Here is a 15,615-nt window from a genome sequence, read left to right as displayed (position 1 = left end):
GATGCCCCTCCCCCTTGACGCCCTGATCAGGCTGCTGCTGCTGGCGAGCCTCGGCGCCGCCTGCGTGCTGATCCTGCAGCCCTTTGCCGAAATCCTGGTGTGGGCGAGCCTGCTGGCGGTGATCCTCAAGCCACTGCATCTCTGGTTGCAGCGTCGGCTACGGCTGGGGCGCTGGTGGGCAGCCGGCTTGATCGTGGTGGTGGGGCTGCTGATCCTGCTCGGCCCGGTGGGCGCCCTCGCGGCCGCCCTGCTCAGCAATGTGAGCGAGCTGGTGCACCTGGTGCGCCACGGCCAACAGGCGCTGCCACAACCGCCCACCCTGCTGCTGGAGATTCCCGTGGTGGGCCCCGCGATCCAGCCGCTCTGGCACGGCGTGATCGGCGACCTGCACACTCTGCTGCGCACCCATTCGGACACGCTCACGAGCCTGGGTACCCGCCTGCTGGAAACCACCCTCGCCAAGGGACTTGGCTTCCTCAAGCTGCTGCTGAGCCTGCTGGTGGCGGCCTTGATGCTGGTGCACTCCGAAGCATTGCTGCTCAGGCTGCGGAAGCTGCTGGCTCGCCTGGTGCCGGAGCACGCCGACACGGTGCAGCTGATCACGGCCACCACCGTGCGCAACGTGTCACGCGGGGTGGTGGGGGTGGCTTTTTTGCAATCGCTGCTGATCGGTCTGGGCCTAGTGGCCGCCGATGTGCCCTGGTCAGGCCTGCTCACGGTGGTGGCGCTGATCCTCTGCCTCTTGCAGATCGGCCCCCTACCAGTGGTGCTCGTGGCCCTGGTGATGGCCTGGAACCATCTGCCGCCGCTGCTGGCCCTGCTGCTCAGCCTCTGGCTGGTGGCCGCCACCCTGCTGGAGCATCTGCTCAAACCCTTACTGATGGCCCGTGGCTTGCCCGTGCCGATGCTCGTGATCCTGGTGGGCGTGCTTGGAGGCACCCTCAAAGCCGGACTGGCTGGCCTGTTTCTGGGGCCGGTGCTGTTGTCGCTGGGCTATCACTTTGTGCGCCTGTGGGTGGGCACCACTAGCCAACCCGCCCCTTGAAGTCGATGTCCCACACCGATCGTCGTCAACGCATCCACGAACTGCTGGTGGCCTTGATCAGCCAACAGAGCGAACTCGACCTGCTGGATGGCGACCACACCGGCAGCCTCGCGGCCGCCCAGGGCAACCCTGCCGGCTGGCTCGAGCGCAACCGCAGGGTGGTGCAGCGCTACCAGGCGCTGGTGCGCTCAGCCGTCACCCTCGACGCCCTGGTGGATCAGGACGTGGGTGAGGCAGCGCCCACCGGCAAGCTCTGACAAGCTGGCGGCACCTTCTTGTGCCCCATGGCGCGCCTCGGCCTATCTGCCCTGAAATCGCTGCTGCGCCGCAAGGGGCTGGGCCGCTCGAGCACAGGCCGCTGGCAACCCCCGCAGGCCAGCTGGAACCGCGCGCTGGGCCTGGGCTGGCAGGCGCCCTACACCGTTCGCTACGCCAGCAACCTCGACGACGGCCCCAACCACGGCATGCCCCTGGGGGGATTCGGCGCCGGCTGCATCGGCCGCGCCCCCGATGGCTCGTTCAACCTCTGGCATCTCGATGGCGGCGAGCACTGGTTCGGCACGCTGCCCGATTGCCAGTTCGCCCTGTTTGAAAACAACGGCCAGCAGAGCCGCGCCCATGCCCTGGCGGTGCAACCGGAGAGCGATGCATCGCGCCCCGAAGCCGGCGAACCGCTCCCGAGCTGGAGCTGGTATCCCGCCAGCACCCCGGAGCGCACCACTGGCACCTATGCCGCGCGCTACCCCCTGAGCTGGAGTCACTACCAGGGCGTGTTCGATGCCGAGGTGAGCTGCCAGGCCTTCAGCCCGATCCTGCCGGGCAACTATCAACAGACCAGCTACCCGCTGGCGGTGTTCGTGTGGACGTTGCGCAATCCCACCCGCCAGCCCCTCGATCTCTCGTTGCTGCTGAGCTGGCGCAACACCACCGGCTGGTTCACCAACACCGATTCCTCCGCGGAGGTGCACTTCCGCGATGACGGCAGCCCGGAGCACAACTACGCCCCGGCGATCGGCAAGAGCGAAGGGCATCGCAACCGCTGGGTCGACGATGGCTCCCTAACAGGCGTGCTGCTGGAAGGAGACGTCTCCCAACCGGTTGCCGAAGGTGAAGGCCAGTGGTGCATTGCCACCACGCAGCAGCCCGGGGTTCGCATTCAGCGCTGCAGCCGCTGGAATCCCCACGGCGATGGCAGCGAACTCTGGGGGAGCTTCAGCCGCGATGGCTCCATCCCCGACAGCAACAACGACCGCCGCAGCAGCCCGAACGATCCCGCCAGCGCCGCCCTGGCCGTGCAGTGCCGGCTGGAGCCGGGCCAGAGCATCGAGATCCCGGTGGTGATCAGCTGGGATTTGCCCGTGACGGCCTTCGCCACAGGCACCAGCGCCCTGCGCCGTTACACCGATTTCTTCGGCAGCAGCGCCCGCAACGCCACCGCCATCGCCGCCGAGGGCCTGAGCAACTGGCGCCACTGGCGTGATCAGATCGAGGCCTGGCAGCAGCCGGTGCTGGAGCGCAGCGATCTACCGGAGCCACTGCGCATGGCCCTGTTCAACGAGCTCTACGACCTCTGCAGCGGCGGCAGCCTCTGGAGCGCGGCCTCCAGGGAAGATCCCTACGGCCGATTCGGCGTGCTCGAGTGCCTCGACTACGCCTGGTACGAAAGCCTCGATGTGCGCCTCTACGGCTCCCTGGCCCTACTGCAGCTGTGGCCGGAGCTCGATAAGGCGGTGCTGCGCAGCTTTGCCCGCGCCATCCCCGCCGCTGATCCCAGCCCGCGGCCGATCGGCTGGTATTTCACCCAGGGCAAAGGGCGTGTGGAAGCGGCCCGCAAGCTGAAAGGTGCCACCCCCCACGACCTGGGCGCTCCAAACGAGCGGCCCTGGGATGCCACCAACTACACCGCTTACCAAGACTGCAATCTCTGGAAAGACCTCGCCAGCGACTACGTGCTGCAGGTGTGGCGCACCTTCAAGCTCGCCCCCAACGGCGAAGACATCAACTTCCTGGCGGAGTGCTGGCCAGCCGCGGTTGAGGCGCTCAGGTATCTGAAGACCTTCGACATCAACAACGATGGCCTGCCCGACAACGGCGGAGCACCCGACCAAACCTTCGACGACTGGCCGCTGAAGGGGGTGAGCGCCTACTGCGGGGCCCTCTGGATTGCAGCGTTGGAGGCTGCCCTGGCGATCGCCCAGCAACTGCAACTGAGCACCGGTCTCGACACCTCCGCTGAGCAACAGGAATTCAGCGCTTGGCTGGCGCAATCGCGGGGGAACTTCGACAAGCTCCTTTGGAACGGCGAGTACTACGACATCGATGCGGAGAGCGGCACCCCTGTGGTGATGGCCGACCAGCTCTGCGGCGATTTCTATGCGCGCCTTCTGGGGCTGGAGCCCGTGGTGAGCGAGGCCAACAGCCGTAGCACCCTCAAGGCTGTGAAGGAAGCCTGCTTCGAGGCCTTCGAAGGCGGCCAGCTCGGCGTGGCCAATGGCCTGCGACGCGACGGCACACCCCTCGATCCCAACGGCACCCACCCGCTCGAGGTGTGGACCGGCATCAACTTCGGCATCGCCAGCTACTACCGCCTAATGGGCGACACCCCCACCGCCCTGGCGATCACCTCCGCGGTGGTGAAGCAGGTGTATTCCGGCGGCCTGCAGTTCCGCACCCCGGAAGCGATCACGGCGGTGAACACCTTCCGCGCCTGCCACTACCTGCGCGCCATGGCGATCTGGGGGGTGTGGGCCACCCACACCGATTGGCAACCCATCCCCGGCGCCGAGCGAAGCTGAGCACCAACTCAGAACTCGTACCATTAACGGTACAAACCCGAGGGGCGCATGGGATCGATCAGTGCCAGCGAGGCGCGCAGGCGCCTGTTCTCGTTGATCGATGAAGTGCGTGAATCGCACCAACCGGTTGAGATTCACGGCAAGCGCGGCAGCGCTGTGCTGCTCTCCGAGCAGGACTGGCGCGCCATCCAGGAAACCCTCTACCTCGCCTCCATCCCAGGCATGCGCGAGTCGATCCTCGAAGGGATGGCCGCACCGATCAACGAGCTCAGCGAGGACGCTGGCTGGTGAGCTGGCGTGTTCTCTTCACCCGTCAGGCCCAGAAAGACGCCCGCAAACTCGCCAGTGCCTCACCAGCACTCAAAGAGAAAGCCCAACAACTGCTGACCCTGCTGGCCGACGATCCCTTCACGCAACCGCCTCCCTATGAAGCCCTGGTTGGCGACCTGCGCGGTGCTTACTCACGGCGGATCAACATCCAGCACCGGCTGGTGTATTCCGTCGACACCGAAGAGGGCGTTGTGAGGGTGCTGAGGATGTGGAGCCACTACGACTGATCCACTCCGGCCCATACGCTGAGCGGCAGATCTGCAGGGCCATGGCGTCAGGTTCACTCGTTCGCGCTCTGCTGGCCTGCCTGGCTGGCGCCTTGTTGCTGCTCACACCGCTGCAGCCCGCCTGGGCCCAGGTGCATGCCCACCCCGACGAGAACGGCCAGGAGGTGGTGCGCAGTCTTGAGAGTTTGCGCGACCTCGATTACCAGAGTTGGCAGGCCGTGGCTTACCGCACCGGCCCTCCCGGCGGCCCGGTCACCCTGCGGATCGTGGGCTACCCCGGACGGGTGCGCCTGGATCACCCCACCTCCTTGATCGTGCACTCCGGCCGGGGAACCTGGGAGCTCGCTGACATCACCACCGCCAACCCCAAGCTGGCCAGCGATGGCCGCGATGCCGCTGCCGAGTTTGATCTCAACCCGCTGCTGGCCGACCTGCACCAAAACCGCCCCCTACGCCTTGAGCTGCCCGGGGTGTTTGTGGAGTTGCCGGTGCCGCCCTTTGTGGTGGGTGAATGGCGCAGCCTGCCCAGCTGGCGCGAGGATCAGCCCAACCGCATCGGCGCATGAGCAGCCCCTGGCGGCCCTGGATGCAACGGGCGCTGCAGCTGGCCGCCCTGGGCAGCGGCCGCACAAGCCCCAATCCCTTGGTGGGCTGCGTGGTGCTCGATGCCGCCGGCCAACTGGTAGGGGAAGGCTTCCATCAACGGGCCGGCACCCCCCACGCCGAGGTGCATGCCCTGCGCCAGGCGGGGCAGCGGGCCAGGGGAGGAACGGCGGTGGTCACCCTCGAACCGTGCTGCCATCACGGCCGCACCCCACCCTGCACTGAGGCGTTGCTGAGGGCAGGGGTGGCGCGGGTGGTGGTGGCGATGCGCGATCCCGATCCCCGCGTGGCTGGCCAGGGGCTCGCCCAGTTGAGGGAGGCCGGCGTTGAAGTGGTGGAAGAGGTGTGTGAAGCCGAAGCCCGCACCCTCAATCGCGGCTTCCTGCACCGGGTGGAACAAGGCCGGCCTCTAGGCCTGCTCAAGTGGGCCATGAGCCTCGATGGCCGCACAGCCCTGCCCAACGGCTCGAGCCAGTGGATTTCCGGGCCCGATGCCCGCGCCTGGGTGCACCGCTTGCGAGCCCAGTGCGATGCGGTGATCGTGGGCGGCGGCACCGTGCGGGCCGACAACCCTTTGCTCACCTCCCGGGGCCAACGCACACCTGAACCGTTGCGCGTGGTGATCAGCCGCAGCCTGGATCTGCCCCAACAGGCCCAGCTCTGGGATCAAACCCTCGCACCCACCCTGGTGGTGCATGGCTACGACGCCCCCGCGGCCGCGCGGTTCCGCCTCGATGCCCTGGGGGTGGAGCGCTTGGTGCTCGAGCGCTGCGAACCGCTAGAGCTGCTGGAAGCCCTTGGCCAGCGGGGCTGCAATCAGGCGCTGTGGGAATGCGGGCCGGAGCTGGCGGCCGCCGCCCTCCAGCAGGGCTGCGTGCAGCAGGTGGCGGCAGTGCTGGCCCCCAAGCTGCTGGGCGGCACACCGGCTCGAACCCCCCTGGGTGATCTGGGCTTCGTGGATGTCAACCAGGCGGTGCCATGGCCGACAACGCGGCTCCAGCAACTCGGCGACGACTGCCTGCTGGAGCTCAGTCTCTAATTCTCGAGCTCATCCTCCACATCACGAGCGGTGTAGCGGCTGATCAACACCCCCATCACCATCGCCAGATACAAGGTGCCCGTGATCGCCACCATCACGCAGAGCATCTGCGTCTGCGGCGTCACCGGATGAATATCGCCGTAGCCCGTGGTGGTGAGGGTCACGAAGGCGAAGTAGTTGAGTTCAACAAAATCCACCGCCCACACAGGACTAGCGGGATTGGCATGGGCGCCATGCCAGCGCAACACCGGAGCGTCTATCACGCGGGAGGCGGCAAAGCTGCCCGGCACCACCGTTTCCAAGGCGCTGAACAGCAGGCCAGCGGCCAAACCGAGGAGCAGATAACCCGCCAGGGCTCCAAACAGCACCTCACGATTGATGCGACGCTCCAGGGCCAGCATGCGAACCAGTCGTTCGCAGCTCCAGAGCACCAGCAGGGCCCACAACAGCAGGAGCGGCACACCCGTGCTGCGATGCGACAGCGGCGTGAGATACCAAACCAACGAGGTCACCCAGGTGACCAAGGCCAAGAAGCGGTAGACGTGCATGCGCAGGGTGGGCCAAGACCCCTCGTCAATGCGTAAACCCAGGGTGCGCAGCAAAACCAGCGGGAGCGCCAGATAGCCCACCGCCGCCAACTGACGCAACCCGTGGGGAAGCATCAAGCAAGCCATCACCCCCAGACAGGTGAGCAGCAGGCTCACGTAACCGTGCTGCCGGCGACGCAGGGACGGCCCTTTCACGCGCAGCGTGTCTTCGTACTGCGGTCATTGTGGGGATCAGGAGAAGAGCGGCAACTGCTGCGGTCCGTCTTCGTGATCAGCGCGGCGCTGAGGGGGCTTGGATCGGGGTGGCTCCGCCACCCAGCCAGCGGGATCCCACCCAGCCAGCAACGGCTCCAGCACGCGCAGGCCCGGGCCATCCCTGGCCTCTAACCAGGCCTGCTCAAGACCGTTGGGAAGGATCACCGGCATGCGGTTGTGCAGCGGAGCCACCAAGGCATTCGGCGCCGTGGTGAGCACGCAACAGCTCTCCACCTCGCTGCCATCGGGGCCGATCCAGCGATCCCAGATGCCGGCCAGCCAAAACAGATCGCCATCACAGCGCTGGATGCGATGGCCCTTCTCGAAAAAGGCATCCGCTGGCAACAAGCAGCGCCGATGGCGCCAGGCGCCGCGAAAGCTGGCCTTCTCCGCCACGGTTTCAGCGCGGGCATTGAAGGGTCGCGGCCCGCCCAGCGGGTCCTTACTCCACTCCGGCAGCAACCCCCACAGCATCAAGGCTGGCTGCAGCAGGCCATGCTCCTGCCGCAGCGCCAACACCGGCTCACCTGGGGCGATCAGCGGCCTCGGGGCGTAGTAGCTCTCCAGCCCCAATGGCAGCTCACCCTGCAGGCGCGGCAGCAGCTGATCGAGGCGAGCGGTGAGGGAATAACGACCACACACGGCGCGAACAGCTCCCGTTCGGTTCTCACCCACCATGAGAGCCGTGGGTGGCCCTTAGTTTGGTGGCCATTACGGCTAGCTGCGCATGCCTATCCGCAAGGACGACACGCCCCCGAATCGGCGGTTCGGCATCGTCAACCTGGTGCTGATCGGATTTGGGGTGCTGCTGCTGGTGAGCAGCTTCCTACCCAATCAGGGCATGCAGCAGGTGCCCCGCGTTCCCTACTCGCTGTTTGTGAGCCAGGTGGACGACGGCAACGTGCGCCGCGCCTACATCACCCAGGAACAGATCCGCTACGAACTGAAGGAGGCGCCCGCCGATGGAGCCCCCTCGGTGCTGGCCACCACGCCGATCTTCGACATGGATCTGCCGAAGCGGCTTGAGGAGCACGGTGTGGAGTTCGCCGCGGCCCCGCCCCAAAAGCCCAGCTTCATCACCACGGCCCTCAGCTGGATCGTTCCGCCGCTGATCTTCATCCTGGTGCTCCAGTTCTTCGCGCGCCGCTCGATGGGCGGTGCCCAGGGCGCGCTGAGCTTCACCAAGAGCAAAGCCAAGGTGTATGTGCCCGATGAGGAATCGCGCGTCACCTTCGCCGATGTGGCCGGTGTAGATGAGGCCAAACAGGAACTCACCGAGATCGTTGATTTCCTCAAAACTCCGGAGCGTTACACCGCCATCGGCGCCCGCATTCCCAAGGGCGTGCTGCTGGTGGGTCCTCCCGGCACGGGCAAAACCCTGCTCTCCAAAGCCGTGGCCGGTGAAGCGGGCGTGCCCTTCTTCATCATCAGCGGCTCGGAATTTGTGGAGCTGTTCGTGGGCGCCGGCGCAGCCCGTGTGCGCGATCTGTTTGAAGAAGCCAAGAAGAAAGCGCCATGCATCATTTTCATCGACGAACTCGATGCCATCGGCAAGAGCCGTGCCGGCTCGATGGGTGTGGTTGGCGGCAACGATGAGCGCGAGCAGACGCTCAACCAGCTGCTCACCGAGATGGATGGCTTTGCCGCCAAGGACAAGCCGGTGATCGTGCTGGCCGCCACCAACCAGCCCGAAACCCTCGACGCCGCTCTGCTGCGCCCCGGCCGCTTCGACCGCCAGGTGCTGGTGGATCGACCCGACCTCTCCGGCCGTAAGACGATCCTCGATATCTATGCCCGCAAGGTGAAGCTGGCCCCAGGCGTGGATCTCGACAAGCTCGCTCAGGCCACGAGCGGCTTTTCGGGCGCCGACCTGGCCAACCTGGTGAACGAGGCTGCACTCCTGGCCGCCCGGAGCAAACGCACCTCTGTGGAACAGGGCGATCTCAATGAGGCGATCGAGCGGGTGGTGGCTGGTCTGGAGAAGAAGAGCCGCGTGCTCCAGCCCGACGAGAAGAAAGTGGTGGCCTACCACGAAGTGGGCCACGCGATCGTGGGACACCTCATGCCTGGCGGCAGCAAGGTGGCCAAGATCTCCATCGTGCCCCGCGGTATGGCCGCCCTCGGCTACACGCTGCAGCTCCCCACCGAAGAGCGCTTCCTCAATTCCAAGGAAGACCTCGAAGGCCAGATCGCCACGCTGCTGGGCGGCCGCAGTGCCGAAGAGATCGTGTTCGGAGCTGTCACCACCGGCGCCGCCAACGACCTGCAACGCGCCACCGACATCGCCGAGCAGATGGTGGGCACCTACGGCATGAGCGACGTGCTCGGCCCCCTCGCCTACGACAAGCAGGGCGGCAGTCGCTTCCTCGGCGGCGGCAACAACCCGCGCCGGGTGGTGAGTGATGCCACGGCCCAGGCCATCGACAAGGAGGTGCGCACCCTGGTGGACCGCGCCCACGACCGGGCCCTCTCGATCCTGCACCACAACCGTGATCTTCTGGAGAGCATCTCCCAGCAGATCCTGGAGAAGGAAGTGATTGAGGGCGACGACCTCAAGGACCTGCTGGCCAGCAGCGTGATGCCTGAGGAGGCAGTGGCGATCGCCTGATCCGGCGCCGCTTCACCGCACTGTTGCTGTGCCGCTATCCGCCAGTGGATATCCGTGGATATCCCTGGCGGACAATTGCTTGGACACCACACCAACCCATCGAAAGACTTGACGGCGGGGCCCCTCATCCCGGATAAGGGTTGTTTGAAGAAGGGCCGATGGCTGCCAGCAGCGGCTACCCCGCCTTGGCGGAGCTGAAAGGGCGCGACTTTCTCTCCTCCACCGACGCCAGCGCCGAGCAGACGGCCGCACTGCTGCAGCTCGCTGCCGACCTCAAAGCCGGGCGCACGCGGATCGACCTGGCAGGCCGCACGCTTGGCCTGATCTTCAGCAAGGCCTCCACGCGCACCCGGGTGAGCTTCACCGTGGCGATGGCGCGCCTGGGTGGGCAGACCATCGACCTCAACCCCCAAGTGAGCCAGGTGGGCCGGGGAGAACCCGTGGCTGACACAGCACGGGTTCTCAGCCGCTACGTGGATGCCCTGGCGATCCGCACCTTCGCCCAGGAGGAGCTGGCGGAGTACGCCCATTGGGCCTCAATCCCGGTGATCAACGCCCTCACCGATCTGGAACATCCCTGCCAGGCACTGGCCGATTTCCTCACCCTCCAGGAAGCCTTCGGCGCGCTGCCGGGGCTGACCCTCTCCTATGTGGGTGATGGCAACAACGTGGCCCACTCGCTGATGCTGTGCGGCGCGCTGCTGGGCGTGAATGTGCGGGTGGGCTGCCCCAAGGGCTACGAGCCCGACGCAGCAGTGCTGCAGCAGGCTCAACAGCTCGCGGGCGACCGCTGCGCGATCGAGGTGCTGCACGAGCCCGTGGCCGCCGTGCGCGGCTCCCATGCTCTTTACACCGATGTGTGGGCCTCCATGGGCCAGGAGGAGGAGAAGGCTGAACGGGAACGCGCCTTCGCCGGCTGGTGCCTCAACGAGGAGCTGGTGGCCGAGGCCGACCCGCGCGCCATCGTGCTGCACTGTCTGCCCGCCTACCGCGGCCTGGAGATCAGTGCCGGCGCCATGGAAGGCAGCAACAGCCGCATCTTTGATCAAGCCGAAAACCGCCTGCACGCCCAACAGGCCCTGCTGGCGGCACTCCTGGGCGGCACCAAAGGAGCCACCAACTCTCCCTAACGTTCGGGGCGTGGCACACCCGCTTCTGCTGCGACAACCCAAGCTGAAAGCCCTAGTAGCAGCGTTGCTGTGCTCCTGGCTGGTGCCTTGGCAGCCGCCAGCGCTTGGGCAAGAGGAGCTGCGCGGTGTTTGGCTGACCGCCAACGACATGCCCGTGCTGCGCGACCGAGAGCGGATGCAGGCCACGGTGAATCAATTGGCCGATCTGCACCTCAACCGCCTCTACGTGGTGGTGTGGAACGGGGGTATGGCGTATTACCCCAGCCAACTGAGCGAAAACAGGGGCTTTCAGACCTTCACCTACCGCGGCCTGCAGGGACAGGATGTAATCGGTGAACTCATCAGCGCAAGCCGCAAGCGTGGGCTCAAGGTGCTGCCCTGGTTTGAATTCGGCTTCATGGCACCCCCCGATTCAGAGGTGGCCAAGCAACACCGAAGCTGGCTTACCCAGAAGCGCGACGGCAGCCTCACCTCGATCAGTGCCGCTGGGGAAGTGGTGTGGCTGAATCCCTTCCGCCCCGAGGTGCAGCAATTGATCACCGATCTCGTGCTCGAGGTGGTGAACCAATACGGGGCTGAGGGCATCCAATTCGATGACCACATGAGCCTGCCTCGGGAGTTTGGCTACGACCCATTCACCGTGGAGCTCTATCGCAAAGACACCGGCAAGACACCACCAGATAACCCAGAGGATCCGGCCTGGGTGAAATGGCGTGCGGATCGGCTGACCGCCTTCATGCAGCGCCTAAGTCAGGCCATTCGCGCAGCCAGGCCTGGCGCCATCGTGTCGATCTCTCCGAACTACTACGACTTTGCATACAAACTCCAACTGCAGGATTGGCGGCGTTGGGTGCAGACCGGCGTGGCCGATGAACTGCTTATCCAGATCTACAGGCCGGATCTCGCCAGTTATCTCCCCCAGCTGAGCAAGCCAGAAGTGCTGGAAGCCCGCGAGCGAATCCCCACGGCCATTGCGCTGCTGAGCGGCCAACGCAACCGCCCCACCCCACTGCCACTGATCCAGGAGAAGGTCAACGCCAACCGCCAGCAAGGACTTGGAACCGGCTTCTTCTACCTGGAAAGCCTCTGGAGCCTTGGCCCCGAACCAGCAACCGAACGCATCCAAGGGCTTCGGCACATGCTTCCGCCCCAAACCCCACAGATCCCTGCCGTAGCACCAGCAGCCAGCCCTGCCCTGCCACCACTGCTGCTGCCGCCTCCGCCGCCACCACTCGACCCAATCACCCCATGACAAGCACCGCTTGCCAAGCAACAGCTCGAGCGGTACAAATGTATTGACGCCGACCGCATTGCCTGGTGCCCGCCGGAACCCCTGAACCGCTCACATCCGCCCAGCAGGAGCTGTACGACTGGCTGGCGAGCTTCATCGGTGAACACCGCCACAGTCCCTCCATTCGGCAGATGATGCAGGCAATGGGCCTGCGTTCGCCGGCACCGGTGCAGAGCCGCCTGCGCCACCTGCAGCAGAAAGGGTGGATCACCTGGCAGGAGGGGCAGGCGCGCACCCTTCAGCTCCTGGGGGAGCTCACCCCTGGCATCCCTGTGCTCGGCGCCGTGGCCGCAGGCGGCCTGGTGGAAACCTTCGACGATGTGAGCGAACGGATCGACCTGGCACCCGTGCTGGAAACCCGCGGCCTGTTCGCCCTCACCGTGAACGGCGACTCCATGGTGGATGCCCACATCGCCGACGGCGATGTGGTGCTGATGGAGCCCGTGCCGGAACCCAGCCGCCTGCGGAACGGCACCATCGTGAGCGCCCTGGTACCTGGCAGCGGCACCACGCTCAAGCACTTTCACCGCGACGGGCGCGAGGTGCGACTCGAAGCAGCCAACCCCGCCTACGAGCCGATCGTGCTCGACGCCGAACAGGTGGCCGTGCAGGGAAAACTGGTGGCCGTCTGGCGCCAGGTTTAGGCGACCAACCCGCCCGCACCCCCTGCGGTGTAAGCTCTCTGCATCGAAACGGCACGGCTGAAAGGCCATCCGGGATTTCCAGCTCCCGGCTTGCTCATCGATCCAAAAGGGGCCATAGCTCAGCTGGTAGAGCACCTGCATGGCATGCAGGGGGTCAGGAGTTCGAGTCTCCTTGGCTCCATTCGGCAAACCCGGGTTCGACCCGGGTTTTTTTGTGGCTCACCAGCGATCGCCCTCAAAGGCCTAGGCGAATCCGTTCGTGCTTGATGGGCTTGGGAATCTCCGCTTCCACTTCGCCATCCACCGTGGCATCCACACTCCCACTCACCTGGGCGGCCACACTCCCAGCCACCTGGGCGGCCACAGCACCCGACACCTCCGCCTTCAACGGCTTGCTCAGCTGAGGGACCTGCACCGCGACGGGCGTGGCCAGCTGCACTCCATCCGGCAGTTTCACCGTGGCCTGCAAAGGCTGGGTGGGAATGGGAGCCTCAATCTCGCTCACGGCCGCTGACACGGGCAACGGCTGATCCAACGTGAGCCTCACCCGTACGGGTCCCTTCAGGACCATTTCGTCATCGGTGGCGATCACCCAGGCCAAGATCCCTGTGGAGGCCACCAGGGCGATAGGCCAGCGCAACAGGGCGAGCGCGCGCAGCAACAGCGTGGAGCGGGGACCGAGTTCAACGCCGGAAGGCCAAGACATCAAAACGTGACTTGGAAAACCAAGCCTGGGTACACCATGAACACTTTTGCACTGGTAGCCGTTGCTACTGTTTAATCACGTTCATCCCAGCTTTGGGACGCACGCCTTGGCAGCAGGGAACGGGGCTGCCAGCTTGAGGCCACCGCCATGAACACCCTCGCTCTGATTCGCGCGCAGATCCTGAAGGCCAAGCGCCTTCACCAGGCTCAGCTCGCCACCGTGAGCAACCCCCGCGCTCAGATCTTCTGATCAACGCGATTCACGTTCATTCCCCAGGCGCCCAACGGGCGCCTTTTTCATGGCCATCACCGGCCGGGGTGCATCAGGAGCGGCGACAGCTTTGCAGCAACAGGTGCTGCACCAAAGCGGGATCCGCCTGGAGTGCATAGGCCTCCATCTCGCGCTGACGGCCTTCTTGAGGCAGCACAGCCGTAGTGGCCACCACGTGATCGAGGTTGCCCTGGTTGCGCAGGTGCTGCAGGAAAAACCCATTCAGCTGCCGCTCACTGAGGCTGCCGGCTCGGCGCAGCCCTTCCGCGAGCGGCATCGAGGTGGGGCTCTCCAGGCCATCGAGACAGTCCTGCACCACATGCACCAATTCGTGGTGAAGCACCTTGCTGCGCTCCCGCGGACGCGCCAGCAGCGCCTCACCCAGGCAGAGAAGGTTGGCTCCCATGTTGTAGGTGGCCAACTGCCCCGGAGCGCCACACACGCCACCCAGCTGCACCTCCACCCCCAGATCCCGCAACCGCGCCAGCAACTCCGCTTCCACCAATAAGGCCTGGGGTTCAGCCCTCAGCCCATCCATCTGAGCGCCCGCCAACACCGCCGCCAGAGCGAGCACCCCTCGCCGACACCAGCGCGAACCAGGCACAGGCGATCTCAAGAAAGTCTCAAGATTGTCGCACCCGAGACCGTACGCGCGACGCTGCCCCCGCCGCAGCCAGCGCCAGCAGGGGCCATTCGCCCACGCGGCTGTATCCCGTGAGGCCTGTTTTGGATTGAACCTCCACCAGCAAGGTGTCAGGGACCTCGCCGTCGAGGCGATGACGCACGTGCCCCCGGGGGTCCACCGCCAGGCTCGGCCCCGTGTTGGCGGCACTCACCACCCACCGCCCCGTTTCGATCGCCCGCAGCTGCGCCAGCGCCGCAAACTGCCGCTGCAGCTGAGCGGGATAGGGATCGAGATTGGCACTGGCCAGGAGCCAACCCGCCCCCTCACGAACGGCAGTGGCCAGGCCCGCCCCATCTGCGATCTCGTAGCAAATGGCCACCCCAATGGCCCCGTTGGGGCGATCCAACAGGCGCGAGGCATCTCCAGCGCTCACACCACCCACGGCCGACAAGCCCGCCCAGCTGAGCCAGGCACTGCCTGGAATCCACTCACCAAGCGGCACCAAGCGGTGCTTGTCGATGGCCGCAGCAGCATCCACAGCGCCTGGGTCAAACCGCAACAGAGCGCTGCGCAGCTCAGCGCCGCTCTCGCGGAAGCCACCGCTGAGCACTTCCACCGGTGCCGGCTCCGGTAGCTGCTGCCCAAGCGCCAAGGCCCCTTCCGGGAGCAGCAGAACTGCCACCCCAAGATCCTGCGCCTGCCGCTGAGCGACTGCCAATCGACGCTGCAGGGCCCGCTGCTGCATCCAGCTGAACTTCTCGCGGGTGGGAATAGCGGGTTGGAGCACGAGAAGCCTGATGGGGCGCGATCCGCGATCCGCCAGCGGCACCGCCTGCAGCAGCCCCCAGCCCCAGACATGCAGCAACACCGCCACCAAGAACCAGGCAGCAGCCGAACGCCAAAACAGGCCACGCCCCGCCCATCCCGCACTGCAGACACGCCACAGCCACCAGGCCAAGAGCAGCTGCACCGCCGCTAAGCCGCCCGCTCCCATCCATTGCGCTAAACCCGCCAGCGCTGGATCACCTGGCAAGGCCGCACTGCCCAGGCCAATCCAGAACAAGGGACCTTGAGCCAGCCACACCTCCCCCAACCCCCAGATCGCCGCCGCAAAGAGCGCAGTGCTCCAGCGATCCACACCCCAGAGCTGCACCACCAGGCGCCAAGCGCTCAGGAGCGCAGCAGCCACCGCCCCTAGCGCGAGCCACAACACCACACAGAGCGGCAAGCTGAGACCCGGAGGGACCCCAACCCAATCCAATGGGTGCAACCAGAGCAACCAGCGATGGCTCAGCAGCACCGCCACCGCACCCCATAGAGCCGCAGGCCGCGGACCCAGGGCCCAGAGCGGCAGCAACGCAAGCCACAACAACGGAGGACAACCCCAGGGGGGCAAGGCCAACCCCGCCAACAAGCCACCGAGGGCTGCGGCGATCCATCTCCACAAAGGCCGGTTGCCTGCCATGGCGGTGAACCCTAGGTAAGCGCCATGGTTTGGG

General features: G+C 65.9%; 16 protein-coding genes and 1 tRNA gene. 12 read left to right on the top strand and 5 right to left on the bottom strand.

Annotated elements, in window-relative coordinates:
• Nucleotide 1: 1 nt before the first annotated feature.
• The 7 genes from KUL97_RS00875 to ribD are packed head-to-tail and all read left to right on the top strand — an operon-like array spanning nt 2 to nt 6,039.
• The gene (locus tag KUL97_RS00875; RefSeq protein WP_217794851.1) at nt 2-1,045 is read left to right on the top strand and encodes an AI-2E family transporter; all 1,044 of its coding nucleotides are present in this window, start codon (nt 2-4) and stop codon (nt 1,043-1,045) included.
• A gap of 5 nt (nt 1,046-1,050) precedes the next feature.
• Complete coding sequence (locus KUL97_RS00870) at nt 1,051-1,302, top strand: hypothetical protein (RefSeq protein WP_217794849.1); 252 nt, start codon at nt 1,051-1,053, stop codon at nt 1,300-1,302.
• A 27-nt stretch (nt 1,303-1,329) separates the two neighbouring features.
• Nucleotides 1,330-3,840: a GH116 family glycosyl hydrolase gene (locus tag KUL97_RS00865; protein ID WP_217794847.1), complete on the top strand. Its 2,511-nt coding sequence runs from the start codon at nt 1,330-1,332 to the stop codon at nt 3,838-3,840.
• Nucleotides 3,841-3,888: 48 nt separating this feature from the next.
• Entirely contained in the window at nt 3,889-4,131 is a 243-nt protein-coding gene (locus KUL97_RS00860; protein ID WP_217794845.1) for a type II toxin-antitoxin system Phd/YefM family antitoxin, read from the top strand.
• Entirely contained in the window at nt 4,128-4,397 is a 270-nt protein-coding gene (locus tag KUL97_RS00855) for a Txe/YoeB family addiction module toxin (RefSeq protein WP_217794843.1), read from the top strand. The genes KUL97_RS00860 and KUL97_RS00855 overlap by 4 nt, the downstream gene beginning before the upstream one ends.
• 41 nt (nt 4,398-4,438) lie before the next feature.
• Nucleotides 4,439-4,963, top strand: coding sequence for a DUF3122 domain-containing protein (locus KUL97_RS00850; RefSeq protein ID WP_217794841.1), 525 nt, complete (start codon nt 4,439-4,441; stop codon nt 4,961-4,963).
• Nucleotides 4,960-6,039 (top strand): bifunctional diaminohydroxyphosphoribosylaminopyrimidine deaminase/5-amino-6-(5-phosphoribosylamino)uracil reductase RibD, encoded by a 1,080-nt coding sequence (ribD, locus tag KUL97_RS00845; protein WP_217794840.1) that lies wholly within the window; start codon nt 4,960-4,962, stop codon nt 6,037-6,039. The genes KUL97_RS00850 and ribD overlap by 4 nt, the downstream gene beginning before the upstream one ends.
• Here ribD and KUL97_RS00840 read toward each other — a convergent pair.
• The gene (locus KUL97_RS00840; RefSeq protein WP_368656045.1) at nt 6,036-6,782 is read right to left on the bottom strand and encodes a potassium channel family protein; all 747 of its coding nucleotides are present in this window, start codon (nt 6,780-6,782) and stop codon (nt 6,036-6,038) included. The genes ribD and KUL97_RS00840 overlap by 4 nt on opposite strands.
• A 36-nt stretch (nt 6,783-6,818) precedes the next feature.
• Nucleotides 6,819-7,484: an SOS response-associated peptidase gene (locus KUL97_RS00835; RefSeq protein WP_217794974.1), complete on the bottom strand. Its 666-nt coding sequence runs from the start codon at nt 7,482-7,484 to the stop codon at nt 6,819-6,821.
• A gap of 85 nt (nt 7,485-7,569) precedes the next feature.
• On the opposite strand from KUL97_RS00835, the gene ftsH reads away from it, so the two are divergent.
• The 5 genes from ftsH (at nt 7,570) to KUL97_RS00810 (ending at nt 12,696) form a co-directional block, all read left to right on the top strand.
• Entirely contained in the window at nt 7,570-9,450 is a 1,881-nt protein-coding gene (gene ftsH, locus KUL97_RS00830; RefSeq protein ID WP_217794838.1) for an ATP-dependent zinc metalloprotease FtsH, read from the top strand.
• Nucleotides 9,451-9,608: 158 nt separating this feature from the next.
• Nucleotides 9,609-10,580 carry an ornithine carbamoyltransferase gene (argF, locus tag KUL97_RS00825; RefSeq protein WP_217794836.1) on the top strand — a complete coding sequence of 324 codons (972 nt, stop codon included), beginning with the start codon at nt 9,609-9,611 and terminating at the stop codon, nt 10,578-10,580.
• A gap of 10 nt (nt 10,581-10,590) precedes the next feature.
• On the top strand, nt 10,591-11,832 hold the full coding sequence (locus KUL97_RS00820) for a family 10 glycosylhydrolase (RefSeq protein ID WP_368656044.1): 1,242 nt from the start codon (nt 10,591-10,593) through the stop codon (nt 11,830-11,832).
• Between the two features lie 65 nt (nt 11,833-11,897).
• Nucleotides 11,898-12,515, top strand: a complete 618-nt coding sequence (gene lexA, locus KUL97_RS00815) for a transcriptional repressor LexA (protein ID WP_217794834.1) — start codon at nt 11,898-11,900, stop codon at nt 12,513-12,515.
• 108 nt (nt 12,516-12,623) lie between these two features.
• Nucleotides 12,624-12,696 (top strand) — tRNA-Ala (locus KUL97_RS00810).
• A 54-nt stretch (nt 12,697-12,750) separates the two neighbouring features.
• On the opposite strand, the gene KUL97_RS00805 is transcribed toward KUL97_RS00810, so the two are convergent.
• The 3 genes from KUL97_RS00805 to KUL97_RS00795 form a co-directional block, all read right to left on the bottom strand.
• Nucleotides 12,751-13,221 (bottom strand): hypothetical protein, encoded by a 471-nt coding sequence (locus KUL97_RS00805; RefSeq protein WP_217794832.1) that lies wholly within the window; start codon nt 13,219-13,221, stop codon nt 12,751-12,753.
• Nucleotides 13,222-13,543: 322 nt separating this feature from the next.
• The gene (locus KUL97_RS00800) at nt 13,544-14,095 is read right to left on the bottom strand and encodes a hypothetical protein (RefSeq protein WP_217794830.1); all 552 of its coding nucleotides are present in this window, start codon (nt 14,093-14,095) and stop codon (nt 13,544-13,546) included.
• A 19-nt stretch (nt 14,096-14,114) separates the two neighbouring features.
• A complete protein-coding gene (locus KUL97_RS00795; protein WP_254896031.1) occupies nt 14,115-15,581 on the bottom strand; it encodes an apolipoprotein N-acyltransferase in 1,467 nt (488 codons plus the stop codon).
• Between the last annotated feature and the right edge of the window lie 34 nt (nt 15,582-15,615).

Origin of the sequence: Synechococcus sp. HK05 (genome assembly GCF_019104765.1) — a bacterium.
Taxonomy (GTDB): Bacteria; Cyanobacteriota; Cyanobacteriia; order PCC-6307; family Cyanobiaceae; genus Vulcanococcus.
Note: the sequence above shows the minus strand (reverse complement) of the source record. Positions and strands in the feature narration are given on the sequence as shown.

Bases quoted from the DNA above. Each gene is read 5' to 3' on its own strand.
- KUL97_RS00875 (WP_217794851.1), top strand. From the start codon at position 2: ATGCCCCTCCCCCTTGACGCCCTGATCAGGCTGCTGCTGCTGGCGAGC.
- KUL97_RS00870 (WP_217794849.1), top strand. From the start codon at position 1,051: ATGTCCCACACCGATCGTCGTCAACGCATCCACGAACTGCTGGTGGCC.
- KUL97_RS00865 (WP_217794847.1), top strand. From the start codon at position 1,330: ATGGCGCGCCTCGGCCTATCTGCCCTGAAATCGCTGCTGCGCCGCAAG.
- KUL97_RS00860 (WP_217794845.1), top strand. From the start codon at position 3,889: ATGGGATCGATCAGTGCCAGCGAGGCGCGCAGGCGCCTGTTCTCGTTG.
- KUL97_RS00850 (WP_217794841.1), top strand. From the start codon at position 4,439: ATGGCGTCAGGTTCACTCGTTCGCGCTCTGCTGGCCTGCCTGGCTGGC.
- ribD (WP_217794840.1), top strand. From the start codon at position 4,960: ATGAGCAGCCCCTGGCGGCCCTGGATGCAACGGGCGCTGCAGCTGGCC.
- ftsH (WP_217794838.1), top strand. From the start codon at position 7,570: ATGCCTATCCGCAAGGACGACACGCCCCCGAATCGGCGGTTCGGCATC.
- argF (WP_217794836.1), top strand. From the start codon at position 9,609: ATGGCTGCCAGCAGCGGCTACCCCGCCTTGGCGGAGCTGAAAGGGCGC.
- KUL97_RS00805 (WP_217794832.1), bottom strand. From the start codon at position 13,221: ATGTCTTGGCCTTCCGGCGTTGAACTCGGTCCCCGCTCCACGCTGTTG.
- KUL97_RS00795 (WP_254896031.1), bottom strand. From the start codon at position 15,581: ATGGCAGGCAACCGGCCTTTGTGGAGATGGATCGCCGCAGCCCTCGGT.